Origin of the sequence: Alcanivorax hongdengensis A-11-3, assembly GCF_000300995.1 — a bacterium.
Lineage (GTDB): Bacteria > Pseudomonadota > Gammaproteobacteria > Pseudomonadales > Alcanivoracaceae > Alcanivorax > Alcanivorax hongdengensis.
On record NZ_AMRJ01000019.1, the window covers coordinates 38896 to 65241 of the forward strand.

At 61.9% G+C, this 26346-nt stretch carries 26 protein-coding genes; 13 read left to right on the forward strand and 13 right to left on the reverse strand.

Translation table 11 applies throughout. The features are described from left to right. The first annotated feature begins 50 nt into the window (after positions 1-50). Positions 51-1076, forward strand: a complete 1026-nt coding sequence (locus A11A3_RS11930; RefSeq protein WP_008929559.1) for a YeiH family protein — start codon at positions 51-53, stop codon at positions 1074-1076. Between the two features lie 162 nt (positions 1077-1238). Here A11A3_RS11930 and A11A3_RS11935 read toward each other — a convergent pair whose 3' ends face one another. Next, on the reverse strand, positions 1239-3227 hold the full coding sequence (locus tag A11A3_RS11935; RefSeq protein WP_083851754.1) for an alpha/beta hydrolase: 1989 nt from the start codon (positions 3225-3227) through the stop codon (positions 1239-1241). 251 nt (positions 3228-3478) lie between these two features. Here A11A3_RS11935 and A11A3_RS11940 point away from each other — a divergent pair, with 251 nt between their 5' ends. Further along, entirely contained in the window at positions 3479-3766 is a 288-nt protein-coding gene (locus A11A3_RS11940; protein WP_008929561.1) for a hypothetical protein, read from the forward strand. A gap of 159 nt (positions 3767-3925) precedes the next feature. After that, positions 3926-4381 (forward strand): GNAT family N-acetyltransferase, encoded by a 456-nt coding sequence (locus A11A3_RS11945; protein WP_008929562.1) that lies wholly within the window; start codon positions 3926-3928, stop codon positions 4379-4381. A 283-nt stretch (positions 4382-4664) separates the two neighbouring features. Here the strand turns inward: A11A3_RS11945 and A11A3_RS11950 are convergent, their stop codons facing one another. Both A11A3_RS11950 and A11A3_RS11955 read right to left on the reverse strand, forming a co-directional pair. Beyond that, positions 4665-5531 (reverse strand): SDR family oxidoreductase, encoded by an 867-nt coding sequence (locus A11A3_RS11950; RefSeq protein WP_008929563.1) that lies wholly within the window; start codon positions 5529-5531, stop codon positions 4665-4667. 12 nt (positions 5532-5543) lie between these two features. Further along, positions 5544-6782, reverse strand: coding sequence for an oxygenase MpaB family protein (locus A11A3_RS11955; protein WP_008929564.1), 1239 nt, complete (start codon positions 6780-6782; stop codon positions 5544-5546). An 82-nt stretch (positions 6783-6864) separates the two neighbouring features. On the opposite strand from A11A3_RS11955, the gene A11A3_RS11960 reads away from it, so the two are divergent. From A11A3_RS11960 to A11A3_RS11985, 6 genes are all read left to right on the forward strand, one after another. Further along, positions 6865-7482 carry a TetR/AcrR family transcriptional regulator gene (locus A11A3_RS11960; protein WP_040297126.1) on the forward strand — a complete coding sequence of 206 codons (618 nt, stop codon included), beginning with the start codon at positions 6865-6867 and terminating at the stop codon, positions 7480-7482. After that, a complete protein-coding gene (locus tag A11A3_RS11965; protein ID WP_008929566.1) occupies positions 7479-8474 on the forward strand; it encodes an AraC family transcriptional regulator in 996 nt (331 codons plus the stop codon). Before A11A3_RS11960 ends, A11A3_RS11965 begins: the two co-directional genes overlap by 4 nt. A gap of 127 nt (positions 8475-8601) precedes the next feature. Continuing rightward, the gene (locus tag A11A3_RS11970; RefSeq protein WP_008929567.1) at positions 8602-9474 is read left to right on the forward strand and encodes a fatty acid desaturase; all 873 of its coding nucleotides are present in this window, start codon (positions 8602-8604) and stop codon (positions 9472-9474) included. A gap of 13 nt (positions 9475-9487) precedes the next feature. After that, positions 9488-10315, forward strand: a complete 828-nt coding sequence (locus tag A11A3_RS11975) for an SDR family NAD(P)-dependent oxidoreductase (RefSeq protein WP_008929568.1) — start codon at positions 9488-9490, stop codon at positions 10313-10315. Positions 10316-10579: 264 nt separating this feature from the next. Further along, positions 10580-10915: an NYN domain-containing protein gene (locus A11A3_RS11980; protein ID WP_051011808.1), complete on the forward strand. Its 336-nt coding sequence runs from the start codon at positions 10580-10582 to the stop codon at positions 10913-10915. Positions 10916-11118: 203 nt separating this feature from the next. Continuing rightward, a complete protein-coding gene (locus A11A3_RS11985; RefSeq protein WP_237738862.1) occupies positions 11119-11625 on the forward strand; it encodes an NYN domain-containing protein in 507 nt (168 codons plus the stop codon). A gap of 128 nt (positions 11626-11753) precedes the next feature. On the opposite strand, the gene A11A3_RS11990 is transcribed toward A11A3_RS11985, so the two are convergent. The 9 genes from A11A3_RS11990 to A11A3_RS12030 all read right to left on the reverse strand — a co-directional run bounded on the left by A11A3_RS11990 (position 11754) and on the right by A11A3_RS12030 (position 19631). Then, positions 11754-13043: a TRAP transporter large permease gene (locus A11A3_RS11990; protein WP_008929569.1), complete on the reverse strand. Its 1290-nt coding sequence runs from the start codon at positions 13041-13043 to the stop codon at positions 11754-11756. Further along, on the reverse strand, positions 13040-13534 hold the full coding sequence (locus A11A3_RS11995) for a TRAP transporter small permease (RefSeq protein ID WP_008929570.1): 495 nt from the start codon (positions 13532-13534) through the stop codon (positions 13040-13042). Before A11A3_RS11995 ends, A11A3_RS11990 begins: the two co-directional genes overlap by 4 nt. Further along, positions 13534-14523, reverse strand: a complete 990-nt coding sequence (locus A11A3_RS12000; RefSeq protein WP_008929571.1) for a TRAP transporter substrate-binding protein — start codon at positions 14521-14523, stop codon at positions 13534-13536. The genes A11A3_RS11995 and A11A3_RS12000 overlap by 1 nt, the downstream gene beginning before the upstream one ends. 9 nt (positions 14524-14532) lie before the next feature. Further along, the gene (locus A11A3_RS12005; protein WP_008929572.1) at positions 14533-15384 is read right to left on the reverse strand and encodes a TRAP transporter TatT component family protein; all 852 of its coding nucleotides are present in this window, start codon (positions 15382-15384) and stop codon (positions 14533-14535) included. A gap of 102 nt (positions 15385-15486) precedes the next feature. Next, positions 15487-16302 carry a rhomboid family intramembrane serine protease gene (locus tag A11A3_RS12010; protein ID WP_008929573.1) on the reverse strand — a complete coding sequence of 272 codons (816 nt, stop codon included), beginning with the start codon at positions 16300-16302 and terminating at the stop codon, positions 15487-15489. A 4-nt stretch (positions 16303-16306) separates the two neighbouring features. Continuing rightward, entirely contained in the window at positions 16307-17353 is a 1047-nt protein-coding gene (locus tag A11A3_RS12015; protein WP_008929574.1) for an aminopeptidase, read from the reverse strand. After that, a complete protein-coding gene (gene efpL / locus A11A3_RS12020) occupies positions 17353-17919 on the reverse strand; it encodes an elongation factor P-like protein EfpL (RefSeq protein ID WP_008929575.1) in 567 nt (188 codons plus the stop codon). The genes A11A3_RS12015 and efpL overlap by 1 nt, the downstream gene beginning before the upstream one ends. A 57-nt stretch (positions 17920-17976) precedes the next feature. Beyond that, positions 17977-18756, reverse strand: a complete 780-nt coding sequence (locus A11A3_RS12025; RefSeq protein ID WP_008929576.1) for a lysophospholipid acyltransferase family protein — start codon at positions 18754-18756, stop codon at positions 17977-17979. Continuing rightward, on the reverse strand, positions 18753-19631 hold the full coding sequence (locus tag A11A3_RS12030) for a GNAT family N-acetyltransferase (protein WP_008929577.1): 879 nt from the start codon (positions 19629-19631) through the stop codon (positions 18753-18755). The genes A11A3_RS12025 and A11A3_RS12030 overlap by 4 nt, the downstream gene beginning before the upstream one ends. A 93-nt stretch (positions 19632-19724) precedes the next feature. Between A11A3_RS12030 and A11A3_RS12035 the strand changes: the two genes are divergently transcribed. Then, positions 19725-19976 (forward strand): CDGSH iron-sulfur domain-containing protein, encoded by a 252-nt coding sequence (locus A11A3_RS12035; RefSeq protein ID WP_008929578.1) that lies wholly within the window; start codon positions 19725-19727, stop codon positions 19974-19976. Between the two features lie 158 nt (positions 19977-20134). Here A11A3_RS12035 and ppc read toward each other — a convergent pair whose 3' ends face one another. Further along, the gene (gene ppc, locus A11A3_RS12040) at positions 20135-22801 is read right to left on the reverse strand and encodes a phosphoenolpyruvate carboxylase (protein ID WP_008929579.1); all 2667 of its coding nucleotides are present in this window, start codon (positions 22799-22801) and stop codon (positions 20135-20137) included. Between the two features lie 175 nt (positions 22802-22976). Between ppc and A11A3_RS12045 the strand changes: the two genes are divergently transcribed. The 3 genes from A11A3_RS12045 to A11A3_RS17470 form a co-directional block, all read left to right on the forward strand. Next, on the forward strand, positions 22977-23921 hold the full coding sequence (locus A11A3_RS12045) for a hypothetical protein (RefSeq protein ID WP_008929580.1): 945 nt from the start codon (positions 22977-22979) through the stop codon (positions 23919-23921). Between the two features lie 79 nt (positions 23922-24000). Further along, positions 24001-25695, forward strand: coding sequence for a S1 family peptidase (locus A11A3_RS12050; protein ID WP_008929581.1), 1695 nt, complete (start codon positions 24001-24003; stop codon positions 25693-25695). A 167-nt stretch (positions 25696-25862) separates the two neighbouring features. Then, positions 25863-26346, forward strand: a 484-nt coding sequence (locus tag A11A3_RS17470; protein ID WP_162136918.1) for a S1 family peptidase, incomplete at its 3' end; no start/stop codon positions are given.

Below are 26346 nucleotides of genomic sequence, written 5' to 3' on the forward strand. Positions count from 1 at the left end.
TTTCACCCTTCGCTGCGCCATGGTGTCACTTCAACCAACGGAGTACTGCCATGAACGCCTTTGCCAGGGATCTGTCCCTGCCCGCCGCCGTCCTGACCCTGACCTGTGGGCTGGGCGCCCTCTCCCTGGCCAGCCTGCCGGCCGCTCAGGCATTGGGGCTGAGCGCCCTGGCGCTGGCCCTGCTGGCCGGCCTGGTGCTGGCCCACACCCTCAGCCGCCGCCAGCGGCAACGGGCCGCCAGCACCCTGAACCTGTTCAAGGGCCCGGTCCTGAAAGCCGCCATCGTGCTCTATGCCCTGCGCATCCCGCTGGACGCGGTCAAGGCCCTGGGCAGCGGCGTGATTCTGCTGGACGCCCTGCTGATCGCCATGACCCTGGCCGCGGCATTACTGATTGGCCGGCGCTGGCTGGGCATGAATACCGATGCCGCCCTGCTGATTGGCGCCGGCAGCGGCATCTGCGGCGCCGCCGCGGTGCTGGCCGCCGAGCCGGTGGTCAAGGGCAAGGAGCGGGATGTGGCCATGGCGGTGGCCACCGTGGTGCTGTTCGGCAGCCTCAACATGCTGCTACTGCCAGTGCTGTTCCACTGGCTGCCGGCGCTGTTCCAGAGTGAGAGAGACTTTGCCATCTACACCGGTGCCACGGTGCAGGAGGTGGCCCAGGTGATCGTGGCCGCCAATGCCATGCACCCGGCGCTGGTGGATACCGCCCTGCTCACCAAGATGGTTCGCATCATGATGCTGGCACCGGCCTTGCTGGTACTGGGCAGCCTGTATCGACCGCCTGCCACCGGGGGCCAGACGCCCACACAACGTCAGGTCAGGGTGCCACTGTTTGCGCTGCTGTTTCTGGGAATGCTGATGATCCATGCCATGGTGCCACTGCCCACCGCCGTGCAGGCATGGCTGGCCCACCTGGATGACGTTCTGCTGGCGCTGGCCATGGCCGCCCTGGGCCTGACCACCCACCTGGGCCTGCTGCGCCAGGCCGGCTGGAAACCCCTGCTGCTGGGCGCCAGCCTGTGGCTGTTGTTACTGGTGGCCGGCGGCCTGGCGCTGCATCTGTGGCCCCTTTAGTTAACAGGGTGTTGAAAAGCCTCTTCGCGATTTTTTCTGGCCACGTTGACGGTACATTCCCATCAACGTGGGCACGGCAAATCCATCGCTTAATGCGCTTGGTTGTGCTGGCGGCATGATGGTGCCGCCAGCACAGGCTGCTTTTCAACAGCCTGTTAAAGGTCAATTCACCGGTACCGAGACGGTACCCTTGATGGCCACCGCCGGCACCAGCAGATCCCGGGATACACTGGACAGGTATTGCAGGTGATAACCGTAGACCAGCAGACCGAGCTGCTCATCGTCAGCCAGTTTCTCGGCGACCCCGACCATATCCACCTGATGCTGACCCAGCCCGCGCAGGGGGGTGATCTGGTCATCAATCAGCCGCGGGGCTGCCATGCCTTTTCTGGCTCCCCAGCCCACATAGATGATGGCATCACAGCCGGTAATCGGCAGCTCCGCCGGTAATGCGCTGACCGCTTCACAGTCATTGGGCACATTGAATGGCAACGGCAGAGACAGGGTCACATCCAGCTGCCCGATACCAGCCAGGGTATCGTCCTTGCCCAGCACATCAGGCAACGGAATGAACACCGGCGCCACCAGGCTGGTGAGTCCGGTGAGGCCATTGGGTACCGGCACCAGTGTCTGCGCAATAGCCGTGGGTACACGATTCTGATCGGCCACCCGGTCCGGGTTCACCCACAGGGCCTGGCCATCGGCCAGCGACAGGCAGACCTGATCACGCAGCCGATCCACCGCCGACAACACCGGGTCAGGCAGTGTCTGTGCCTGCGCCGGGTGCAGCTTTTCATTAAGGAAGGCCACCACCGCATCCTGCTGTGACAGCTCACCGCACTGGGCCAGCCCGGCCTGCTGCTGCAGGTCCGGCAGGGTCAGGCCAAGACTGTTGACCAGATCCTGCAGCGGACCGGTGATCTGGGTCAGCGGACCCAGCTGATCCAGCAGGCTCTGGATGGACGGCAGGATGTGACCGCTCTCGTGGGTCATAAGCCGTACGTCACCGCCCAGCGCCCGGTAGCCCTGATAGTTGGCCCAGGCCTCGTTGAAATTGAACAGGGTATCGCGGATGCCCTGACTGAACAGGATATCCACCGGCGCCGGGGAGTGGGCCGGGAAATCGTACTCCAGGCCGCCGGCTAGCGGTGCGGTCAGAAACGACATGGGTTGCTGTTGCTCCGCCGGCAAGGCATCCAGGAAATACTTGGCGCTGTGGTAATAGAAGAACGGCAGCGCCCCTTCGTGGATCACATTGAACGTGGCACCGCGCAGCAGGGTTTCCTTGATGGCCGGGTCCAGCCCCTGCAGCAATGGTTGGTTGGCACCGGCCTCCCCGCCGGCCACCAGCAACAGCGCCCAGGCCGACTTGATGGTGCCATGGGGGCTGAGGCTGAAGCGCAGGTCGTTGGGGGTGATATCCGGGGTCAGCACATCCAGCCGGTGGGCCGGGTCGAGATTGTGCATCAGCAGCTGGTACATGCCGCCATAGCTGCCACCGGTGGCTCCGGCGGCCAGGTTATAACTGCCATCGTCCTGCAGGTCATGGGCCAGATAATCCAGGTGTGTCTCGGCCCAGTCGAGAATCTGCAACAGATCCCGGCCTTCAAAGTTGGGGTCCATGACGCGCACCGTGCCGGAACTGTCATGGAAACCACGCTGGTCAATGCTGATCACCGCGTAGCCATTGGCCAGCAGCCGCTCGACGATGGTGCCCGCCGGGTCGGTGATTCGCTGGCCGCCAAAGCCGTGGCCATGGAACACCAGCGGATGCCCCTGCACACAATCAATAGCGGTCGGCTCCAGTACCTGGAAGGTAATCACCTCACCACTGGCGGAGGTCAGATGCACCGCATAGCTGCGCTCCCCGGCAAGCTTCTGCTGCTTTTCGCAGGAAGCCGCGTCCGCGTTGCTGTCGTCATCGGCCAGCATCAACCCCGGCGTGAGATAGGCCGGCAGCCGCCGAGCCTGGGCCGGTGGCGCGGGCGGTTCTTCCGGGGTGTCCCGGGGTGTCTCGGCAGCGGGGGACGGGCTGACCGGGGATGATGAGCCACCGCCTCCGCAGGCAGACAACATCGCCCCCAGCAACAGGGACATGACAAGCGTACGGGCAGCGACAGCGGGTGACGCACAGGCAGACAGAAAAGGCATGGAACCTCCGGGTCGTCCCGCCCCGGTTCATTACATCAGGCAGGCGCTTATTGTTGATATGGGCAATGAAATGCCGTTTTCTGGTACCATAATCCAACTTATGTGACACCGGCATAGGTCCTAACAAACAACCAAGAAATCCGTACAAAGCAGCAACCTGGCGCAACGTACGGACCTTTGATCGGGCCACACCACGCCGGCAACGGTTTTTGCTATGCTGACGCTCCTTCACCCAAATCCGGAGGAATGCCGTGCGTCTTGTGCTTCTGACCTGTTTGCTTGCCCTGTCATCCTGGCTGAGTGCACAGCAGCCGGCGGCCGGTGAGCCGCAAAGCGACCAGGCACTGGTAGACGCGGAACAACGGGATGCCCGCCTGCGTGAACAGCAGGAACTGAAGGACCGGGCAGAGGATCTGCAACAACAGGTAAAGACCAGTCAGCAATTGCTGAAGCAGCAGGACGCCTACCTGAAGGCACTGGAACAACAATTGCAGGCCCTGAAAGCACAACAACGCGACAACAATTCACCGGCCCAGTGAGCCGGCCCGGGGGCACCGATGTGGAAATGGTTGAAACAACGCTTTGGCCCACAGCCCGTGGCAACGCCCACGGAGACGGCTCCCGTCACGACCGTACCTGACACCTCAGCAGCCGGCCCCGTTAGCGAACCGGATCCACTGGCATCGCTGCTGCCGTTTGTGATTCGTCCCCTGGATGCCGGCGATATCGACGGTTTGATGACGGTGTTTCGCGATGCCATTCAGGTGACCGCCGCCAATGATTACGATCAACAGCAACGGGACGCCTGGAGCCAGGCCCATGACCACAACAGCCTTGCCGACTTGCTGGCCGAGGGCGAGGTCATGGTGGCGGAATGGGAAGAAAAACCGGTGGGCTTTGCCCAGCGCCAGGACGACCATATCAATATGGTGTTCGTGCACCCGCAGGCCAGTGGCCTGGGTATTGCCACGCTACTCTGCCAGCACCTGGAAGACAGTGCCCGGGTCGCCGGTGTCGCCAGCCTGACTACCCATGCCAGCCTTACCGCCCATGACTTTTTTACCTACATGGGCTTCGTCAGCGAACAGCGGGAAGAGGTGCAGCGCGCAGGGATTGCTCTGCCACGCCACTTCATGCGTAAATCGCTGCAGTGAAAGCCTGAATTACATTCAAAAAACTGATCAAACGCCACAGATCAGCGTGCTCTGTTTCCCGCCTTCCTCCCGTTAAAGTACTCCCCATCAGCTGGCAACACCCTGAGCCGGCTACCGGAATCCAGATGCGCTGAATCTGAAACCGATCCCCGTGTGAAGTGACTTCCCCCTTGGCCGCCTCCCCGGCGGCCTTCTTTTTTTCTGCCGTTTTGCTGTTTCGCCACCGGGCAGCCCCTCCCGACCCGCTTGCCGGGGAGGTGGCCACCCAATAACGAAAGCGGTTTCAGGAGCGGTAAAGTAACTTGCCCACGCTGTTAAATGCCTTGTCGGTCAGGCTGAGTCGAATCATGGAACGGAACAGGGTTTCCGGCAGCAGACGGCGGGCCAGCAATAACAGGCGAGCATCGGTGCCAACACTGTAGCGCAGCCGGGCGCCATCATCGGTGGCAGCACGATAAATCATGGCCGCGGCCTGCTCCGGGCGGGAACCACCGGGTCCGGTCTTGTCCATGACACCGAACTGCTCGCGGGCATAGTCATCATAGCTGCTTACCCCGGTGCGATTGTCACGATCGGAAGAGCGCCCGAAAAAGGCGGTATCCACCGCGCCCGGCTCGATAATCCTGACCTTGATGCCAAGCGGATTGAGCTCATAGACCAATCCCTCGGTAAAGCCTTCCACCGCCCACTTGCTGGCGTTGTAAACGCTATACAATGGCAATGGCACACGGCCCACCATACTGGCCACGTTCACCAGCACCCCGCTTTTGCGTGCACGAAAATGCGGCAATATTGCCCGGCAGGTTTCCATCAACCCAAAGACATTGGTGTCGAACTGACGCTGGATCTGTGTCTCGTCCAGAGTCTCAAAGGCCCCCATCAGACCGTAACCGGCATTGTTGACCAGTACATCAATGGCGCCGAAATGCTGGATTGCCTTCTCCACCGCCTGGTGAATGCTGTCACGATCATTCACATCCAGGCGCAGACAGAGCACGCCGGGCAGGTCAGCCATATCGCCGGCCTGTTTCGGGTCACGCAGGGTGGCCACCACATTCCAGCCGCGGGCCTGAAAATGGCTCACGGCGGCCCGGCCGATCCCGGAGGAAGTCCCGGTTATCAGCACCGTTTTATCGCGTTGTTCAGACATCATGGTTTCCTTTCACACGTGGCCGGGGTGATTGGCCCCCGGGCGAATCAGATCCTGCTTGCCGTCACCGAACATCTGTTGCAGCACCTGCAACTGGGCACGCCGCCCGCGACGCTGTTGCCACTGGCGCAGCCCCGGCGCGTGGTGCTGAACCACATGGCTGGAAAAACGCGGCAGCATTGTCAGCAACGGATACCAGGGCGTCTGGTTGGTGGGCAGCCCCAGTTGCTGCATTTTTTCCTTGCCCAGAAAGTACTGGCTGACACTGAGATGACGGTGATAAGCCAGTTTTCGCTGCAGGGCCGGCAGATGGGCAAAGTGCCGGTCCAGGGGTTCGCGGGACAGCGCCTGGCCGAGTTCGCGGCTGGTCCAGTCCGGGCGACTCTGGGTCATCATGGTGTGATGCAGCAGTACGATCCCGTCGCGCTCGCTGTCCACCAGCCAGCGCTCCTCCACCCCCATCAGCCAGCAGGCATATTTCCACAGATGCATCACCGCCCTGGACTCACGACGACTGACCGCAATCCCCATCTTGCGCAGCCCGCCCAGCATCACCACACAAAAGCCCAGATAGGTGCCGACCATGTCCACCTGGCTGAGCGGCAGGCCCCACTGGGTGCTATCCCAGTCTTCTCGACCGGCCAGGTTGCGACGCACCATGGCATGCACCAGGCGCACATGCAGGGTGCTTCGGAATCCCTCGGAAAAACGCTGCAGACCACCCACTTCGGTACAGTCCACCCACCACTTGCCGGTTTCCGCCACCCGCCGGGAGGCGCCCTTGTTCAAGGCGCCGGTTAGCACCAGTGACTGGTTGAACCCGGACAGCAGATAGCCCCCCATCAGGGCCAGATCGCGCAGCACATAGGGGGCGGTCATACCGGTGGAATGAATAAACCGGGCGCCCTCGTCAATCAGGTCAAAATCCACCCAGGCCGGACGCTTTTCCAGCCCTTTCACGAACAGGCGCAGGGGCTCCGGGCAATCGGGCAGGGTCGCCAGGCCGTCACCAATGGCACGCTCGTAGAGTGCACGGGCCTCGCGGGGCCCGTAATCCATCATCCATTCCAGCAGGTTGTCCATGGCCGGGTCACCCACGTTCAGGGCCCCCACCACCGCATCGAACTCCTCACGGTCAGGGGCCAGATCCCGGCCCAGCAGGCGTCGCAACAGCGCCGGCGTGGGCGCCTGGGTCTTCTCGAACGGACGCACCCGCCCGGGGATGGGATTAATGATTGGCTGGGCTGTCATCGTCATCTCCTGTCGCCCGACTTGTCTGGCACGAAACTTAATGCGAATATGTATTCGCATTCAATTCGCATTAGAGGCTGCTGTGCGCAAACGCCCCCAACAACAACGCTCCCGCGAGATGGTCCGCGCCCTGATCGACGCCACCGCCAGGGTGATTCAGCAACAGGGGCTGGACAGCACCACCACCGCCCGTATCGCCGAGGTAGCCGGGGTGAGCGTCGGTTCGCTGTATCAGTATTTCGGTGACAAGGACGCTCTGATCGAAGCCCTGATGGGTAGCCTGGCCGACGACATCGGCGCCGGTCTCAAGCGCCTGCCGCTAATCGACAATGTGGACATGAACGCCCTGGTAGACAGTGCCATTCGTTTCGGCTTTGCCGTGCTGCATTCCCGTGACGGCCTCTACCTGGAGCTGGTACGCAACTGGCACCGACTGCCCACCAACCGGGTGGTCGATGTGCTGCAGCAGCATTTCATGGATCTGGCGCGGGTGTATTTCCTGCGCCACTATCGGGACTATCCAATCCGCAACCTGGAGGTGCGGGTGTTCATCGTCACCAACAGCGTGCTGTTCACCATGGTTCGTCATATCAGCCAGGACAATGGCCTGATCCGAGAAGAGGAGCTGGCCCGGGAGCTGACACGCATGGTTGCCCAGTACCTGGCCCTGCCACCGGCCGATGAGGACGCGCCCCGATGAAACCGGACCTGGCGCTGGCCTACTGCCGCATGATCGCCCAGACCCTGGGCGTGGATCAGGACGGCCTGGGCGCCCTGGTAGCAAACACCGGCATCGACGTGGCAACCCTTCAGCACGGCGACGGTTTCATTGACTGGCCCGGCGCCTGCCAGTTAATCCACAACGCCGGGCAGCTCAGCGATGCGCCGGACCTGGCACTGCAAACCGGCCTGCGTGCCTTGCCCGCCATGCACGGCCCCATGGGCATGGCCGCCATGGCCAGCCCTACCCTGCGCGATGCCATGCGGGTGTTCGCCAGTTTCACCAACACCCGGACCCGGGTATTCCGGACCGACATGGACGAGGACGACGACACCATTACCCTGCACCTGACGTTCGCCTACCCCCTGGATCAGGCCATTCGCTTTCTCACCGAGTCGGCCATGGCCTCGGCCTACGCCTGCCATGTGGTACTGCGCGGCAAGCCCATCGAGCAGGGCCGCGCCTGTTTCAACTATCCGGCGCCGCCCTGGGCTGACGCCTACCGCAAGGTGTTCCGCGGCATCGACGTGATCTTTGACCACCCCGAGGTCTGCCTGTCCCTGCCCGCCCATTACGGTGATGAAATGCTCGCCAGTCACGACCGGGACCTGCTGTGGATGGCCATTCAGCAATGCGAGGCCCGGCAGGAAACCCTGCGAAAACAGGGCACCGTCACCGACCAGGTACTGGCCCTGCTGCATCAGAGCCATGGTCAGTCCAGCCTGGATCAGGTCGCCGATCACCTGCACATGAGCCCGCGCACCCTGATTCGCAAACTCAAACGCGAAGAGACCCGTTTCCAGCAACTGCTGGACCAGACCCTCAGCCGGCGCGCCACCCAGCTGCTCAGCCTGCCCCACTATACGGTGGCCGCCGTGGCGGAAGACCTGGGTTACACGGATGTGGCCAGTTTCCGGCGCGCTTTTCAGCGCTGGTTCGGCACCAGCCCCGGGAAGTTCCGGCAGGAATAAATCGCCATACAGCAGTGACACGCCGGTGACAGGTGTCATTTATCATCCCCGTCTTGTCAGCATCCGCGCTTACCGCATCCCCCGCTTGCCGTAACACTGAAAAAAAGCACCACGGGAGACTGGCGCAATGAGCAACGCAGACAAGAACCATGAACTGGGACGCCTGAAGGTATCACCGCCAGTGGCATGGCCCACCCTGATGATTCTGGTCACGGCACTGGCTGCCATCGCCCTGACCTGGGCACTGACCCCCACCGGGATCTGGCCACTTTGGCTGGGCATGCTGGTCAACAGCATTGCCGGCTATGCCCTGTTTACCCCGGCCCACGAAGCCATTCACCGGGCCGCCGCACAGAAGCCCGAGCACAACGATTTCATCCTGGCTGCGGCCACTTTCGTGGCCGTGCCTTTTGGCAAGGGCAAACTGTTCCGTCTGTTGCACATGCGCCACCACCGCTTTGCCAATGACCCGGACAACGACCCGGATCACTGGATGGCAAGTAGCCTGTGGACCATGCCCCTGTGGGGACTATGGCCGTATTTCTATCTCTACAAGTTCCTGCGCAATCCATCGCTGCTGCCCAATGTTCAGGTCCGTGAAGTACTGCGCGAAATCCTGGTAGCGGCGGTGATCTTTGCCGCCCTGACGGCCTGGTCGCCGTTTTACATGCTGACACTGTGGCTGATTCCCACCTATTTTGCCTTTTTCCTCATGTGCCTGGTGTTCATGGTGCTGCCGCACTACCCACACACCGGTCGCCAGGACGAGAACCCCAACACCACCGCCTTGATGCGCATGGGGCAGGAATGGTGGCTGACACCGGTGCTGATGTATCAGAACTATCACCTGATCCATCATCTCTATCCGACCATCCCCTTCTACCGCTACGGCAGGGCCTGGAAGGCGCGGGAAGCCTGGCACCGCGAGCACTCGGGCAGCATGATCATTGGCCCGTTTGATCTGGGCCCCCAAAACCGAGGCGAAAGCGCCGGCGCCTGACAGGAGCACAGGAATGACAAAAACCGTACTGATCACCGGCGGCGCCGGCGGCATTGGCCGTGAGTTCTGCAAGCTATTCAATCGCGACGGTTATCGCATCGTGGTCTTCAGCCTGCTTCACAGCGAATTGGATGAGCTTGCTGAACAGCTCAGCGAACAGCGCCCGGACGCGGATTACCATCTGGTACAGATGGATCTTTCACAACCGGATTCCGCCGAGCGCATCCTGGCGTGGCTGGATCAGGAAAACATCGAGCTGGATGTGCTGCTCAATAACGTGGGCTTTGGCATGACGGGTGAGCATGTGGCACAGGACACCCAGAAACTCGAGCGCATGCTGGCCCTCAACAACATTCTGCTCAGCAAACTGTGTCTGCTATTGGGAGCAAGGATGAAAGCGCGCGGAACCGGCCAGATCATGAATATCGGCTCCCTGGCCGGGTTCTGCCCGATGCCATTCTTTGCCGCCTACAGCGCTAGCAAGGCATTTGTCATCAACTTCAGCGCCTCCCTTCATCAGGAACTCAAGCCCTACGGCGTGCAGGTGACCTGCTTCTGCCCCAGCACCACCAAAACCGCGTTTCTGGATACTGCCCAGAGCCAGCACCCCTCCTCCAGCGGCATCACCCGGTTTGTCTCCGCCCAGATCGATACGGCGGAAGATGTGGCCATCGCCGGCTACAAGGCCCTCAATCAGAAAAAGACATTCGCCCTGCCCAGCCTTGCCGTGACCCTGCAAAGTGCCTGGATTCGCATGATGCCCCTACGGTTCATGGCCGGTTTTGTCTTCAAGAAGTCGGTCAAGGAAATGGAAGAAGGTCAGAAGGCAGTAAGCCGTTAATCACTGCGCGGACTTAAAACACAAAGGGCGCATCCAGCTTTGCAGCCGACCCTTGTGCGTTTGAATGCGGTAAGGTTTGCTGTGGGAGCCTGCCTGCATGCAATCCGAGCGACACTGAGGCAACCCTCTAAGACAACCCCACTGACGATCCGTGGCCCGGCATGAAACGATACTGCCAGCGCCCGTTGAAACCGTGCCAGGAAGATCTGTTTGCCTGGCCGGTCAATAGGCTAAGCTTGTGGCAGTCTCAGCAAGGGAATAACCATGTCAAAACGGAATGATAACGACAGTAGCCAGGCCCCGGGCCAGGCCTCTCTGGCGGTGTTGATTGACGCCGATAATGCACCGGCGAAAATCATCGATGGCCTTTTCGAGGAAATTGCCAAATACGGGACTGCCAGCGTCAAGCGCATCTACGGCGACTGGACCAAGCCCAACCTGGGCGGCTGGAAAGACGTACTGTTGAAACATTCCGTGCAGCCGGTGCAGCAATTCGCCTACACCAAAGGCAAGAATGCCACCGACAGCAGCATGATCATTGATGCCATGGATCTGCTCTACACCAAGCAACTTTCCGGTTTTTGCCTGGGGAGCCTCTGAAAAACTCCTTACATGCTCAGCGTGCCCTGAAGCGTGCAGCTGTTGTGTCTTGTCACGACGGACAGGGTGGTTCCCTTTTCTAGGGGCAAGGCGCAACAGATGTGCGCTTCAGGGCACGCCCTTCGGGGCTTTCAGGCTGGCCCACACTCGTTGTTGCCTTTTTTCGATGGATCGACATACACCTTCAAAAAGGCGCCTAGATTGTGAACCAGCCTGTAAGCCTGAGCGTGCAAGGGGTTTTCAGAGGCTCCCTGGTTTCCAGTGACAGTGACTTTACTCGTCTGGCCGCCCGCCTGAGAGAAGAGGGCCTCACCGTTTACGGATTCGGTGAACGAAAGACCCCCGGTCCCTTTGTGTCTGCCTGCGACAAGTTCATCTATACCGAAGTGCTGCGCGCCGATAATACCGAGAGCAAGACGCAGGACAACGTGACCGGCGACACCCCAACGGCCCCGCCAACCCCGAAACCGGTCAGCAATGACCCACCACCGCTAAACCTGATTGCCAGCGTGATCGAAGATATCTGCGGGGAAGAAGACTGGGCCAACCTGGGTACCGTGGGGCAACACCTGAACAAGCGCAAACCGGATTTCGATACCCGCCTGTACGGCCACCAGAAACTCAGTGACATGATGCGCGCCTATCCCAAGTGGTTCCAGATCAAGAAGGAAGCGGGCAAGGGCATCCTGGTGAAGGCGCTGCGCAAGTAATCAGCACAAGGCCTGGAATCTCACCGCCCGCCAAACAAAGAGGCCGCCCCCGGACACCGGGCGCGGCCTCTTTGTTTGCAGGGCATAGCTCCTTTGTCTTGCGAGCTATCCATTGCCTTACCACTGCCTCATCTCACCAGCCAGAGACTGAGCTGCGGGATATAGGTGATCAGCAACAGTGCCACGATCAGTACCAGCATGAACGGAATGGTGGACGCAAACAGTTCGGTGACCCGGCGCTTGAAGCGGTAGCTGGCGATGAACAGGTTCATGCCCACCGGTGGGGTGATGTAGCCGATCTGCATGTTGGCCACGAAGATGATGCCCAGGTGTACCGGATCAATCCCGTAGCGCAATGCCACCGGCAGAATCAGCGGCACCATGATCACCAGGGCGGCAAAGATATCCAGCATGGCACCGAGTAACAGTAGCAGGATATTGAGCAACACCAGGAAGGCTACCTTGCTTTGAACATGGGTCTGGATAAAGGCAAACAGCTTTTCCGGCACGCCGGCGTAGACCAGGAAATCGGTAAAGGCCAGCGCCACTGCCAGAATCAGCAGAATACCGCCCACCATGATCATGGACTCGCGCATGATGCCCGGCAGCTTGCGCAGGGAAATTTCCCGGTACAGGAACACTTCCACCACCAGCACGTAAAGCGCCGTCACCGCCGCCGCTTCACTGACCACCAGAAACCCGGAGAAGATGCCGCCCAGCACCACCACCGGTAGCGGCAGCTCCCAGCGCGCTTCCCACAACGCCTCCACCAGCTCGCGGAAATCAAACGCCTGACGGGGCACATCCGTGCCGCGGGTAGCCCAGACGCAGTAACCGTAGAGCAGCACGATCATCAGCAGGGCCGGCACCAGGCCACCCAGATACAGATCGACGATTTCCACCGGCGGCATGTCCAGCTGCTGGGACATCTGCTGGGCAATGATGCCGTAGATCAGCAACGGCACCGAAGGCACCAGCAACAGCCCCAGGCTACCGGAGGAGGTGACCAGGCCCAGGCTGAACTTTTCCGGGTACTGGCCTTTCACCAGCGCCGGGAACAGCAGGGCCCCCAGCGCCACGATGGTAACCCCGGAGCCACCGGTCAGGGCCGTGAAGAACGCGCAGGCTATCAGTGACACAAACGCCATGCCGCCGGGCATCCAGCCAAAGGCGGCCTGGCTGAGGCGCAGCATGCGGTCAGCGGTTTTCGATTCACTGAGCAGAAAGCCGGCAAAGGTGAACAGCGGCAATGCCATCAGCACCACCGAATTGCTCAGCTGATAGATATCGATATGCAGAACGGCAAGCTCGGTCTGCTGGGTGTAGAAGCCCAGCGCCGCAGCACCAAGAATAATGGCAAACAGGGGCGCGCCCATCAGCGCCAGCAGCACCAGCAGGATAATGGCAATGGTGATCATGCGTGGGGCTCCTGCAAACGCGGGCGCTTGCCCATCAAGCCCATGGTAAACAACAGCACATAACGCACCGCCATCACCGAGAAGCCCACCGGAATAATGGCCTGCAACAGCCAGCTGGGCACATTGGCAAAGGCATCGCCGGCATACTGGTACTCCTCACGCAGGAAACCAACGCTGTACCAGGCCACCAGCAGACAAATACCGGCGGTGAACAAATCCACCACCGTGGTCAGGAAGGGATGGTAGCGTTCCGGCAGCAGGGACGATGCCACATCAATACGGATATGTTCGTCCCGGCGGGAGGCAATCATGGCGCCCAGCAGGCCGATCCACAGCACCGCGTTCTGCAGCAGGGGTTCGATCCATACCAGGCTGGTGCCAAAGAAGTTGCGCAGGATGATCTGTGCCACCGCCAACAACACCATAAGCAAAAGGACGGCCACAATCAGGCCGTCCTCGATTCGATGGAGCCAACGCAGCAAGGCACTCATCAGTGCGCTTCGCGGTACTTGGCCAGAATACCATTGAGACGATCCAGCATAGCCTGGCTGACCTGCCCCTCACTGACCAGCGCATTGGTGGCGCGGCGGGCGTAGTCTTTCCATTCCTTGAGCTGCTCGGCATCCGGCTTGACGATCTGCAGGCCCTGCTGCTGTACCGCCTGGAAGGCACTCAGGTTTTCCTTGCGGCTCTCGGCATCCAGGGTATCGAAGGTGTTCTCGAGCACCTCGCGCACCACCTTCTGATCCGCCGGGCTGATCCGGTCGAAGTAGCGCTTCTGCACGCCCAGCAGGCCGAAGGTATAGAGCAGCGGCATGTCGGTGACGTAGTGCACCCGTGAATACCACTGCAGGGTCAGTGCCGCCACCGGCGGTGCGGCAAAGGCATTGATGGCGCCGGTTTGCAGGGACGTCAGAACCGCGCCGATGTTGAGCATGATCGGCGACAGTTCAAAGGCCTTGGCCGCCTGGGCAGAGGCGGCGTCGTTGGCCGGCAACCACAGCTTCTGGTCACGCAGGTCGGTGATGCTCTTCACCGGTTTGTCGGACATGATGTAGGCAAAACCGCCATCGATCAGGCCGAAGGTCACCCAACCGCCCTCTTCCAGGCCCTGCTTGATCACCGGATCCAGTTCGGCGCGAACCGCATCCACCTCGTCATAGTTGTTGAAGGCCAGCGGCACATTGAGGATCTGGCTGTCTTCATAGGCATCGGCAAAGGCGCCACCCTGGGCCACCTGGCCCTGCAGCTGGCCGATGCGGATCTTGCGCTGCACCGCCCGGTCATCGCCCATCACGCCACCGGGGTAAACCTTCAGTTTGACGCGACCGTCGGTTTTGGCGGCAATGTCCTTACCGGCCTTCTTGAGCCCGGTCACGATAGTGGTGCCATCCGGATAGATGGTGGAAATCTTCAGGGTGGTCGCGGCACTGGCTGCCAGCGGCAAAAGGGCCAGAATAAGGGTTGCGAGACGCAGCATTAGGAGCTCCTAGAAGTATTCATCCGCGCCCGCCAGCAATTGCTTGGCTTGCTGCTGGGCGTAGGTATTTTGCAGTGTCAGGCCATCCACATCCGGGTCGGCGGCCAGCACTTCGTTGAGCAGGCGGTCGTGCAAATCCCTGTCGAACACCAGCCGTGCATATTTCTGTGCGTAAAGCACCTTGGCAAGCAGGTTCTTGCCATCGGACAGGGCCACGGCCTGTTCGAATTGCTGACGGGCCTGCTCGGGCTTGCCACCCAGCGACGCCGGCAGAATGCTGTCGAGCACCCCCAGGTACATGTGGGCCTGGCCGAACTTGTAGCCCTCGTCGAGGGCCACCACCTGCTTCATCAGGGCCTTGACCCGACCCAGCTCGGCGATGGCATTCCAGTCACCGGTATTCTGTTGAATGTAACCGGCCCAGGCACTGCCCAGGGTAAACAACACGGGCACATCGCCCTTGTCGGCATCCGCCACCAGCGCCTCGAACTCGGGCACCGACAGGGCACGCAGATCGCAGTAGTCATCATCATGGGCACAGGCGGCCCGGAACGCATAGTCCAGAGACTTGGCACTGAGCTTGCGGGCCCGCTCCGGGTCGGACACGAATAACCCGGCATAGGCGCCATACAAATCCGCGCCACTACTGAGCAGGGACTCGCTTTCCGGCCAGTTCTCGATCAGGCCATCCACCAGCAACAAATAGGTAGGCAAGCCTTCCTGGACCAGCTGCAGATCATTGTTGTTGAGGATGCCATAGGGCAGCTTGTCGCCTACCCGGGTCAATGCACAGCCCTGCAGGCCCAGGGCCACCACCAGACAGGCGGAAAGCAGGAAGGAAGGTGTATAGCGCCACTGCATAAGCCGCTGATGTCCTTTCATTATTCTTGGCTGCTCTTTATAGCAGCCCCCCTACCCTAACTCAAACCGGGAAATGGCCAGGGCAGCCCGCTAACGCCCACATTACGGGGCATCCGCGGCCATGTTACGGCGCCACAGGCCGAACAGTGCGCCCAGGGCACAGCCACTGGCCAGCCCGCCCAGGTGGGCGGCGTTGGCGACGATGCCGGACAGCCCCACAAAGCAGATCACCAGCCAGGCCAGCATGAAGATGACAATTTCCCGGCGCAGGGCATAGCCGGCACCCGGGTTGACCTTGCCATAGATCCACAGGTAGCCAAGCAGGCCGTAGACCACCCCGGACAGGCCACCGAAATGGGGGCCGGTGGTGTAAAACTGGGCCAGATTGGAGACCACCGCCGTGACCAGGGTCACCCCCACCAGCTGAAGACTGGATTGAAAGCGCTCGATCATGCGGCCCAGGTCACACCACCAGAGCAGGTTGAAGAGAATGTGCAACAGCCCGAAATGCAGCAGCATGGGCGTGATCAGCCGCCAGGGCTGGCTGGTCAGGTCGGCGGCGGCCTGCGGGAACATCAGCGCCTGGTATACCTGCGGCCCGAACAGGTAGGGCGTCAGGTAGACCACCACGCAGGCGAACAGCACCGCCCGGGTCACCCAGCCCATGCTGGCAAACCAGCCGCCGGACAACAGGTTCGGCTGCGGCCGACCGGTGAGCGGCTCCACCGCCTGCTGGCGGTGCAACTGGCTCAGGCGCCGCTGTACCAGCCGGTAGCACTCCTGGTACTGATCCTGCTGGTCGACCACGATCACCTGCTGGTCACCCTCCTGATGCAGGCTGACCGCCATGCCGCGCTCCTGCAGCAGGGCCATCAGGTGACTGGCCAGCTCCGGCTGGGGGGTTCGCACTAATTCCATCGCTCTACTCATCGTGTTCGGTTATCAGACCCTGCAGCCGGGCCCGGCGGGCCTCGGCGGGCTGTGCGGCCAGCGTTTCCACCTGCTGCCAGAATAGCGGCCATTGCCCCTGGCATTGCTGCCACAATGCCCGAAAGGCCGGTACCCAGCCATTATAGTCACTGACCCCGTTAAGCTGGGCATTGTTCAGGGGCCCGTCAAAAAAGGCCTGGTAGGCCTTGAGGGCGGGTAGCTGACGGCGGCGGGCGGCAAAATCATCACGCAATTGCTGTTGAATGGCGGCCTTGCGCCCGGCCATCTGCGCCTCGGGCAGGCCGGAGGCATAGAGCGCGGCCAGCTGATCACGGGCGCCACGCACCAGCATCAGGAAGGCCTGGTGCACCGCATCCCGGCGTGCCCAGTAATCGGCTGGCAGGGCCATGCCGGTCTCGGTGACGTAGGCCTGCGCGCCCAGGCGCGCCACCAGGGTGGCCAGGGATTCGTTGAAGCGGGTGTCATTCTTGATGTAGAGCTTGCGGTGCACCAGCTCGTGGATCAGCAGCTCGGCCAGGGCCGGCTCACTACGATCCAGCATGGGCGTGGTCAGCGGGTCGTCGAACCAGCCCAGGGTGGAATAGGCAATGGCACCACCCACCCAGGTATCCAGGCCCTGCTCCGCCAGCCGGGCCGCCTGCTGCTCCGCCGCCTGGCGGTGAAAATAACCGCGATAACTGACGCAACCTACCATCAGGTAACACCAGGTTTTCGGCGTCAGCGAATAGCGCGGCGCGGCCAGTACATTCCAGACCACGGCCTCCCGTTGCAGCGGCACATACTGCTGGTAGACATGATCCGCCGGCAAATCCAGATGGTCGCCGGCATAACGCAGGACCTGCTGGCTGAAACGTAACTGGCCGGCCAGGGAGTCCGGGGTGGCCGGGTCGGCCAGCACCTCCTCCACCGGCTCACGTTTGGCCATCAACGACCAGTGGCCGCCGATGGCCTGGCGGTAATACCCCAGCTGGCAGCCACACAGGGCCGCCAGCACCGGGATCACCGCCAGCCAGCGCATCAGGCCCGGGACATGAACTTGCGTTCGGCGGTGTTCACCCGCACTTTCTCGCCTTCGACGATGTATTCGGGCACCTGCACCACCAGGCCGGTGTTGAGGGTAGCGGGTTTGGTGCGGGCCGAGGCGGAAGCGGCTTTCATGGCCGGGGTGGTTTCGGTCACTTCCAGCACCACCGAGGCCGGCAACTCCAGGCCGATGACGGTATCCTCCACCTTCAGGGCCAGCAGCCCTTCGGTATCCTCGGTGATGAAGTCCAGTTCGTCGCGGATATCGTCCGCCTTGAGCAGGTACTGGGAAAAGTCCTCATTGTCCATGAAGACATGGTCGTCACCATCCACATAGGAAAACTGCACGCCACGGCGTTGCAGGTCCACGGTGGTCAGTTCGTCATCGCCCTTGAAACGGTCCTCGAACTTCTGCCCGCCCCCCACGGCGCTGGCACGCACCCGGTAAAGGGTGGCAGCGCCCCGGGCCGACGGGGACTGGACTTCAATCTGGCGCACCGCATAGAGGGTGCCGTTTACCTCGATAACGTCGGAGCGTTTCAGTTCACTGGCGCGGGTCATGGAAGCTTCCTTGGAAAGAATGCGCCAATGCTACAAGCGCGCCCCGGCCGTGACCAGTCAGGACAGCGCGGCCAGTACCTGACGGCGGGCCTGCTCACCCAGTGCGCGTGTGTCCTGCACCGCCAGCGGCAGCGGCGGGGTGAAGATCAGACGCACGGCAATTCGCTCGCGCAGCAGCATCTGCCAGAGGTGGGTATGGAATTCGTCGTCACCGATGAACGCCAGGCCTCGATCCGGCTGGCCGCTGTCATCCAGGTAACGGATGGCCAGCGGCTGCACCGGCACCGCCGCCAGGGGGGCAGCGGCAAACAACTGCGCAAAGAAGCGGCGTGGGCCACTGCCATCGGTGGTGGTCCCTTCCGGGAACACCAGCACGGTGTGCCCCTGGCGCAGGCGGGCGGCGATTTCCTCGGCCTTGCGACCGGATTCGCCGCTGCCGCGCTTGATGAACAGGGTGCCCACCGCCCGGGCCAGCATACCGATCAGCGGCCAGTCGCCCACTTCCGCCTTGGAAAGAAAATACAGGTGCCGACAGGATGCAATCACCGGGATATCCAGCCAGGATACATGGTTGCTGACCAGCAGTGCCGGTGCCGCACAGGGCTGCCCCTGCACCGTCAGCTGCACGCCGATGATGCGCAGAAACCCCTGACACCAGCGCTGCTTGGCGGCCAGTACCACTGGCCGGTAGGGTGACCAGAAGGCCCCCAGCAGCAGCGCCAGCAAGAACCCCCAGGCCAGATGCACCACCACCCGCAGTACACGCCACAGACGGCGCAGCTGGGCCCAGGGGCCGGCGGCGGGCAGACTGCTGGTGGGGCTGACCGGGCTACTCATACCGCCTGGGCCGGCTGCATGAAGTGTTGAACGTAACGGGCCGGCAGGTCTTCCACCGCCATCAGGATGAAGTAATCCAGGCAGTTGAAATCCGGGTCCCAGCAGGGCTCACCGCAGACACTGGCGCCCATGCGCAGGTAGGCCTTGAGCAGTGGCGGCATCTTGATGGACGGTTCGTTCACATCACCGGGCAGCTGCGACAGGGTCAGGTGCGGCGTCACGCGCAGGGTGGTCTCGCTCAGGTGGCGCTCACGGATGCGGCGGTCGATGGCGGCCACGTTGTAGCCTTCGCCAAGGGCGATGCTGGCACAGCCAAGCAGGTAACGAATATCGTTTTCCAGCATGTACTGGGCCAGGCGCGCCCACAGCACGGTGATCACGGCACCACTGCGGTGCTCGGGATGGATACAGGTGCGGCCGATCTCCGCCACCCGGCCGGGCAGATGCTGCAGGCGGCTCAGGTCGAATTCGCCACCGGAGTAAAAACCGCCGGTACGAAACAGGCGATCACAGGGCAGCACCCGGGTATAGCCGACGATCTCGCCACTGCGGTTGTCACGCACCACCAGATGCAGGCAGTGCTTGTCGAAACGGTCCCGGTCGAGCCCGAAGGGCGCGCTGAAACTGGCGCCGTATTCCTGGGAGAAGATCCGGTAACGCATGCGCTGCACCTTGATGATCTCCCGGCGTGAGCGGGTGAAATAGGCACTGAAACGGCTGCCACCTTCCAGCGCCGGCTCGGTTCGTTCGCGGGGGAAGCGCAAAATGTCTGCGGTCGCGGCGAAAGGCTTGGCAATGGCCTCTTTCAGCTGGGGGCTGAATGCTCGCAACTGGGGGCTCAGGGCTTTGATCTTTCCTGCGGCTTGCGCAAGCATGGCGTACTCCACTGGTAGTTTGCGCCAGTGTCGTCAGCCCGTATGGCACGCCGGTGACATGTCGGTGACATTTCCAAGACAGGAGACAGCGTTATGGCAACCCCTAAAACGCCCGCTACCGTGCCCTTCCCCATGGAGCTGAAAAAAGGGGAAACCCGTTACTGGTGCGCCTGCGGCCGCAGCGCCAGCCAGCCCTTCTGCGATGGTAGCCACAAGGGCACCGGCTTCACCCCGCTGGCCTATACCGCCGACCGGGACCGCATCGTGTTTTTCTGTGGTTGCAAGCACAGCGGTAGCGCACCGGTATGCGATGGCAGCCACGTGAAGATAATGGGAAGAAATTGATAGTTGATAATGGATAACGGCGCGCGGAAGCCGTGTCGAGTCCGTCAATGCAAGAGGCAGAGGCAGCGCTCATACACGGGACGCGGCCTCTTGCGTTGAAACTACAGACGCTCTGGATCGCGCGTTATCAATTATCCATTGTCAATTATCCATTGCCTTTACCCGGTATTCCTGAGCCCCGCCGCGATGCCGGCAATGGTGACCATCAGGGCGCTCTCCAGGGTGGCGTCGCCATCCTGCTGGCGCAGGCGGGCCATCAGTTCCGCCTGTAGCAGGTGCAGCGGGTCGGTGTAGGGGTCGCGGACGCGGATTGACCAGCGCATCACCGGGTTGTTGTCGAGCAGGTCCTCACGGCCGGTGAGGGCGGACAAGGCCGCCACGCAGGCTTCCAGCCGGCCGCGCAGCACCTCGCCCAGGCGCATCAGATCCCGGTCATCCCCGGCCAGGCGCTCCTCGTACCAGGCCGCCACGCGCAGGTCCGCCTTGGCCAGCACCATTTCCAACATGTCCACCGCGCCCTGGAAAAACGGCCACTCACTGACCATTTCCCTGACCCGGGCGCTTTGCTGCGGGTCGGCCAGGGCTGCTTCCAGGGCCTCGCCGGTGCCCAGCCAGGCCGGCAGCATCAGGCGAATCTGGGTCCAGGCAAACACCCAGGGAATGGCCCGCAGGGAACCGATGCCGGCATCCTGCTTGCGGCGCGCCGGGCGGCTGCCGAGGGCAAGACGGGACAGCTCCGTCTCAGGGGTCACTGTTCGCAGGTAACGCACCAGTTCCGGTTCGTCACGGACGACACTGCGATAGCCCTCCACGGAGGTAGCGGTGAGAGCTTCCATCTGCTCGCGCCAAGCCGGATCGGGCTTGCGAGGGGGCAGCAGCGAGGCCTCCAGCGTGGCTGCCACGTACTGCTCCAGGTTGAATACCGCCACCGCGGGACGGCCGTATTTGAACCGGATCACCTCGCCCTGCTCCGTCACGCGGATGCGCCCGGCCACGGAGCCCGGCGGCTGTGACAACAACGCCGCCCGGGTGGGCGAACCACCACGGGAAATCGAGCCGCCACGACCATGGAACAGGGTCAGAGAAATGCCATGTTCGGCAAACAGTGCGGTGAGCGCCTCTTGCGCCCGGTACTGGGCCCAGGCGGCCCCCAGAAAGCCGGCATCCTTGGCGGAATCCGAATAGCCAATCATCACTTCCTGACCAGCCGCCACCCGCTGCCGGTAAAACGGGATCCCCAGCAAGGCGCGCATGGTGGCTTCGGCACCATCCAGGTCGTCCAGGGTTTCGAACAGGGGTACCACCCGCATGGGGTGAGTGACGCCGGCGATTTTCTGCAACAGCATCACCGCCAGCACATCCGACGGCGCATGGGCCATGGAAATGACGTAGGCGCCCAGGCCTTCGGCACCCTGTTCGGCAATCACCTGGCATGTGTCCAGCACTTCGGCCACCTCCGGCGTGCATTCGTCACTGGCCCGGAAGGCGGCATCGATCAACGGCCGGCGGGCCTGCAATTCATCGGTAAGAAACTGCTGGCGCTGCGCTTCACTCCAGTCGTGGTAACTACCCATCTGCAGGTAACGGGTGATGGCATCGATGGCATCGCTGTGGCGGGTGGATTCCTGGCGGATATCCAGGCGCAGTAGGGTGATGCCGAAACAGTTGAGCCGGCGCAGAGTATTTTTCAGGTCGCCTTCGGCAATATCGGCAAGCCCCACCTTGCGCAGGGAGCGGTCGATCATGGCCAGCGGCGCCATCAGCTCATCGCGACTGCGATAACCCTGACCTTGCGGCACCGGCGCCCCTTCCACCCGGGCATCCATCTGCTCGCGGGTCAGGCGCAGACGGGCGCGCACCTCGCGCAGGATCACCCGGTAGGGTTCGTGGCTGTTGCCGGTGGCGGCCAGCAGCTCGTCACTGGCATCGCCCATGGACAGGTCCGCCAGCAGGTTCTCCACATCGCGCAGGTACAGGTCCGCGGCCATCCAGCGGGCCAGGTGCAGCACCTCGCGGGTCACCTCAGCGGTGACATTGGGGTTGCCGTCCCGGTCACCGCCCATCCAGGAGGCCAGCGTCACCGGCGCCCAGTCCGGCGGCGGCGGGGTCATGCCCCGGGCCATCAACTGGGCATCCAGCTGGCGCAGCATCTCCGGCACCGCATACCACAGAGATTGTTCGATGGTGGCGAAGCCCCACTTGGCCTCGTCCACCGGGGTGGGCCGCTCACGGCGAATTTCATCGGTGGTCCAGGCGGCCAGAATCAGTCGGCGCAGGCGATCGGTGCGGAATTGACGCTCGTCCTCGTTGAGATCCGGGCGATCCAGTTCGCTGAGCAGGTCCGCCATCTGGTCATACTTGCGGATCAGGGTGCGGCGGGTCACCTCCGTGGGGTGGGCGGTCAGCACCAACTCCACGGACAGATCGCGCAGGGTGGCGGCCAGCTGCTCCTGCGGCACGTCATGGTCGGCCAGGCGGCTGAGCACATCACTGAGCCCCTGGTCGGTGCCCGGGTCGCCGGGGTAACGCAGGTGTTGCCGGTGCAGCCGTTCACGGTGGTGCTGCTCGGCAATGTTGGACAGGTTGAGAAACTGGCTGAAGGCCCGTGCCACCTCGAGCAGGGTGTCGTCGTCCAACGGCGCCAGCAACTTGCGCAGGGACGGCAGACTGGCCTGGGCATCCGAGCGGGTATCCACCGATGCCTTGCGGATGCGCTCCACGGTATCGAACATGGCATCGCCGGCCTGCTGGCGCAGGCAGATGCCCAGCAGATCACCGAGCATACGAACATCTTCACGCAGGGGCGTATTGAGACTTTGGTCCACGAAACCTCCCTATTTCCGCCAGATCACCGCCTGATACGAAATACAATGACCCGACGGACAGTGGTTTATCACCGTTCCTATCAAAACATTTAACAACTATAGCGCAATGACGACTTTATTCCGCCGGCCTCCTATCGCAACATAGGTAGCCCTTGACACCGGGGAACGACAAACCATGAACACCTCCAATCGCATCGCCTCGGAACAGGGCGTTGTTCTTCTGCAGTACGTGGCCCGGGTATTGTTTGCCACTCTCGCCGTGTTGTACTTCCACCATACGCCGGCCTTTTTCTTTACCCTGCCCCAGGCCACCCCCTGGGTGATCTTTGTCGCCTATGTGGTGCTGCAATTGCTGCTGCTTTTCTGGCGCCCGGCCAATGCGGATATTTTTGCCTCGGCGCTGGACCTGGTGACCCTGGGCATCGTCCTGTTGCTGGATATCGGCAACCCGCCGCCCACCATGGCCCTGCTGTTCATCGCCGTGCTCAGCAATGGCCTGCTCTATGGTCTCAAGCGTTTTCTGATCATGCTGGCCGCGGCAGAGGTGGTGCTGACGGTGGTACTGCCGATTCGTTTGTCCTATGTCACCGACAACCAGGCATCAGCGAGCCTTTTCCTGCTCGCCGCCCTGACCGGCTGCATGCTCTATTTCGGGCTGATGATATGGCGCAACCAGACCCTGGCCCGCGCCGCGCTGGAAGCCACCTGGCAGGACCCGGACACCGGTTTTATCAGCCACCAGGCCCTGGTCAGCACCGCCGGCTGGCTGGTGCCCTTGCACGACCGCATTTCCTCGCCGTTGACCCTGGCGTTGATCGAGCACGAGGATCTGGCCCTGCTCGCTGATCGGGTTGCCCAGCGCATCCGCCGCAGTGATGTGGCCGCCCGTTATGGCGACCAGCAGCTGGCGTTGCTGCTGCCCTGCACCGCCACCGCCGCCGCTGAGCAGCTGCTCAACAACCTGCGTGACCGCAACCCGGGCATGCGCGCGGCGCTGATGACGCTCAATGACGGTGATGCGGCGCTGGAACAGGCCCTCAGCCACCTGGAAGGCTCCATGGCCCGCACCACCAACGAAGACGGTCACTGGCTGGCCCATGCGCCGCCACTGAACCGCTAGCGGCCAGCCGGCAACACACTGTCACAGACTTCACGCCGGGCGGTGCTAGACTGGGCAAAAAGCCGGCGATGACTTTCCCATGCGTTCTTGTTGTATTGCTCTACTGACCGCCCTGATCCTGCCGCCCATGGCCTGGGCGGCACAGGCCTCCCCCAGGGTGATCGGTGGCGATAGCGCCCCGGCATCCCGATGGCCCTGGATGACCCAGGTCGCCATCGAGGACCCGGCCAGCGACAACCAGTTCTATTCCTGCGGGGGCAGCCAGATCAGCCCGCGCTGGGTGATCACCGCGGCCCACTGCATGGGCGAAGTGGGCGCCAACCCGGACCCATCCACCATCCATCTTTTTATCGGCCAGTCCGCCTTTCGCAACGATATTTACAACGGCATCACCGCCCGGCAAGTCATCATTCATCCGAACTACCATGTCTTCCCGGACAACGCGCAAAATCACGACCTGGCCCTGATTCGCATCGATCCCCGCACTGGCGACAATATCTGGCCCAGCCTGGCCAGTGATCAAACCACCACCCTGGAAAAGGCCAGCCAGTCGCAACGCAATGAGGCCGTTACCGTGCTCGGCTGGGGCACCACCAGCCCGGACAGCAATACGCTGGCCCAGACCCTGCAAGAGGCCCGGCTGGATTATGTGCCGCGCAGCATGTGCCGCAGCAAGTCGCCCTACACCATCACCGATTACATGGTCTGCGCCCAGGAACTGAACCCGAGCGCCAGCGACCCCAATGGCGAGGACACCTGCTACGGCGACAGTGGTGGCCCCCTGTTCGTGGGTACCGACCGCAACCCCTGGTTGATCGGTGTAACCAGCTTCGGCACCAGCAAATGCGCCAATGGCCTGCCCTCCATTTACACCAGCATGCAGGACGAGGCCGCCACCCTGGAGTCGCTGACTGCCGACGCCGGTTATCCGCTGGTGGACCTGGCCTTCCATGCGGATGATTCGCGCCGTTACCTGCTACCCGGTGACAGCACCTCTTTGCCGGTCACGCTCCGCAATGACAGCCAGGCCACCGTGGTCAACCAGCCCCGCATGACCCTGTCCATGAGTAGCAATGGTGGTGCCACCGCCACCTATGACTGGCCCGGTTGCAGCAGCCTCAGCAGCAGCTGCCAACCGCTCTCGTCCATGGCCAGCGGCACGGCATCCAGCGGCAACATCCAGATCGACAGCAATACCGGCGGCAACCAGCTGGCTGTGGCTACCCTGAAGGTGGTCAGTGACAAGGATGAATACCGGATTCGCAACAACACCCTGGTTCAGGAAGTGGTGTTCTCGACCCTGCCGGATCTGACCCTGACCGCCCGGCAAACCCGCGGCACCATTCTCGACAACGGCCTGGGCGAGGCGAGTGTCAGCATCCGCATTGCCAACCGGTCGACCCTCAAACAGGCAACCGGCGTGCAGCTCGCCCTGAACCTGCCCGCCGCAACCCGACTCAGCAACGCCAGCGCACTGGGCTGCAGCACCAGCAACCCGATCCTCTGTCCCATCGGCACACTCTCCCCCGATACCAGCGCCACCGTCACGCTTGCACTCCGCGCGGACAACACCCAGAACGCCAGCCTGATGCTCAGCACCAGTGCCAACGAAGGGGATTTCCCCACCGGCGACGCCGGCAGCACCCTGACCCTGAGTTATGACAAGCCAGACAGTAATGGCGGCGGAGGCGGTGGCGGCGGGACTACAGACCTGCTTTTCATCGTGCTCTTTATTCCTCTGGTGTTGCGGCGAGGAAAATGGCAGAAACCCTGACGACAACAATGGCCACCTCCTCTCATCAGATAGCGCATATCAGTTATGTGATGCATCTCTAAAAACACGATGTCATACCAAAATTGTCAGAGATGTCTTACATAAGCAACGGGCTTAACCTCCTATACTGCCGCCCTTTTCGGGGACCTCGACTGATAAAGGCAGTTATGACTAAAAATATTTCGGCAGCAGCTCTTTTGGCACTTTCATGCCAACTTTCCTATGCCTCGCAGGACATCCAGCCCAAAGTCATAGGTGGACAAACAGCCTCAAGCAATTGGCATAGCCTGGTCGCGCTGATTGACGAGAACTGGGTCGCACAGGCAGCCACTGCCGGCCATCAATACCCGGTTGGGGATGGTCAATTCTGTGGCGGCACGCTGCTTGGAAAGCACTGGGTATTGACGGCAGCACATTGTCTCTTTGACAGTAACGAGCAACCATTACCCGCCTATGATATTGAACTGCTGATTGGCAGCCAGACACTGGATGTGCCCCAGACCAGCAGCCTCTTGCATGACGTGTCCCGCATTAAGGTCCACCCCTCCTATGATTCTCAAAGTGAAAATAACGATATCGCTCTGCTGAAACTGGAAGACGCTGTTGATACTTCTCAACCGGGTATAATGAATCGCCACCAGTTTACTAGAC

Bases quoted from the DNA above. Each gene is read 5' to 3' on its own strand.
- A11A3_RS12005 (WP_008929572.1), bottom strand. From the start codon at position 15,384: ATGCAGTGGCGCTATACACCTTCCTTCCTGCTTTCCGCCTGTCTGGTG.
- A11A3_RS11965 (WP_008929566.1), top strand. From the start codon at position 7,479: ATGAAACCGGACCTGGCGCTGGCCTACTGCCGCATGATCGCCCAGACC.
- A11A3_RS12045 (WP_008929580.1), top strand. From the start codon at position 22,977: ATGAACACCTCCAATCGCATCGCCTCGGAACAGGGCGTTGTTCTTCTG.
- A11A3_RS11995 (WP_008929570.1), bottom strand. From the start codon at position 13,534: ATGAGTGCCTTGCTGCGTTGGCTCCATCGAATCGAGGACGGCCTGATT.
- A11A3_RS12050 (WP_008929581.1), top strand. From the start codon at position 24,001: ATGCGTTCTTGTTGTATTGCTCTACTGACCGCCCTGATCCTGCCGCCC.
- efpL (WP_008929575.1), bottom strand. From the start codon at position 17,919: ATGACCCGCGCCAGTGAACTGAAACGCTCCGACGTTATCGAGGTAAAC.
- A11A3_RS12010 (WP_008929573.1), bottom strand. From the start codon at position 16,302: ATGGAATTAGTGCGAACCCCCCAGCCGGAGCTGGCCAGTCACCTGATG.
- A11A3_RS11980 (WP_051011808.1), top strand. From the start codon at position 10,580: ATGTCAAAACGGAATGATAACGACAGTAGCCAGGCCCCGGGCCAGGCC.
- A11A3_RS12035 (WP_008929578.1), top strand. From the start codon at position 19,725: ATGGCAACCCCTAAAACGCCCGCTACCGTGCCCTTCCCCATGGAGCTG.
- A11A3_RS11975 (WP_008929568.1), top strand. From the start codon at position 9,488: ATGACAAAAACCGTACTGATCACCGGCGGCGCCGGCGGCATTGGCCGT.
- A11A3_RS12030 (WP_008929577.1), bottom strand. From the start codon at position 19,631: ATGCTTGCGCAAGCCGCAGGAAAGATCAAAGCCCTGAGCCCCCAGTTG.
- A11A3_RS11990 (WP_008929569.1), bottom strand. From the start codon at position 13,043: ATGATCACCATTGCCATTATCCTGCTGGTGCTGCTGGCGCTGATGGGC.
- A11A3_RS11950 (WP_008929563.1), bottom strand. From the start codon at position 5,531: ATGTCTGAACAACGCGATAAAACGGTGCTGATAACCGGGACTTCCTCC.
- A11A3_RS12025 (WP_008929576.1), bottom strand. From the start codon at position 18,756: ATGAGTAGCCCGGTCAGCCCCACCAGCAGTCTGCCCGCCGCCGGCCCC.
- A11A3_RS11935 (WP_083851754.1), bottom strand. From the start codon at position 3,227: ATGCCTTTTCTGTCTGCCTGTGCGTCACCCGCTGTCGCTGCCCGTACG.
- A11A3_RS11970 (WP_008929567.1), top strand. From the start codon at position 8,602: ATGAGCAACGCAGACAAGAACCATGAACTGGGACGCCTGAAGGTATCA.
- A11A3_RS11930 (WP_008929559.1), top strand. From the start codon at position 51: ATGAACGCCTTTGCCAGGGATCTGTCCCTGCCCGCCGCCGTCCTGACC.
- A11A3_RS12000 (WP_008929571.1), bottom strand. From the start codon at position 14,523: ATGCTGCGTCTCGCAACCCTTATTCTGGCCCTTTTGCCGCTGGCAGCC.
- A11A3_RS12015 (WP_008929574.1), bottom strand. From the start codon at position 17,353: ATGCGCTGGCTGGCGGTGATCCCGGTGCTGGCGGCCCTGTGTGGCTGC.
- A11A3_RS11955 (WP_008929564.1), bottom strand. From the start codon at position 6,782: ATGACAGCCCAGCCAATCATTAATCCCATCCCCGGGCGGGTGCGTCCG.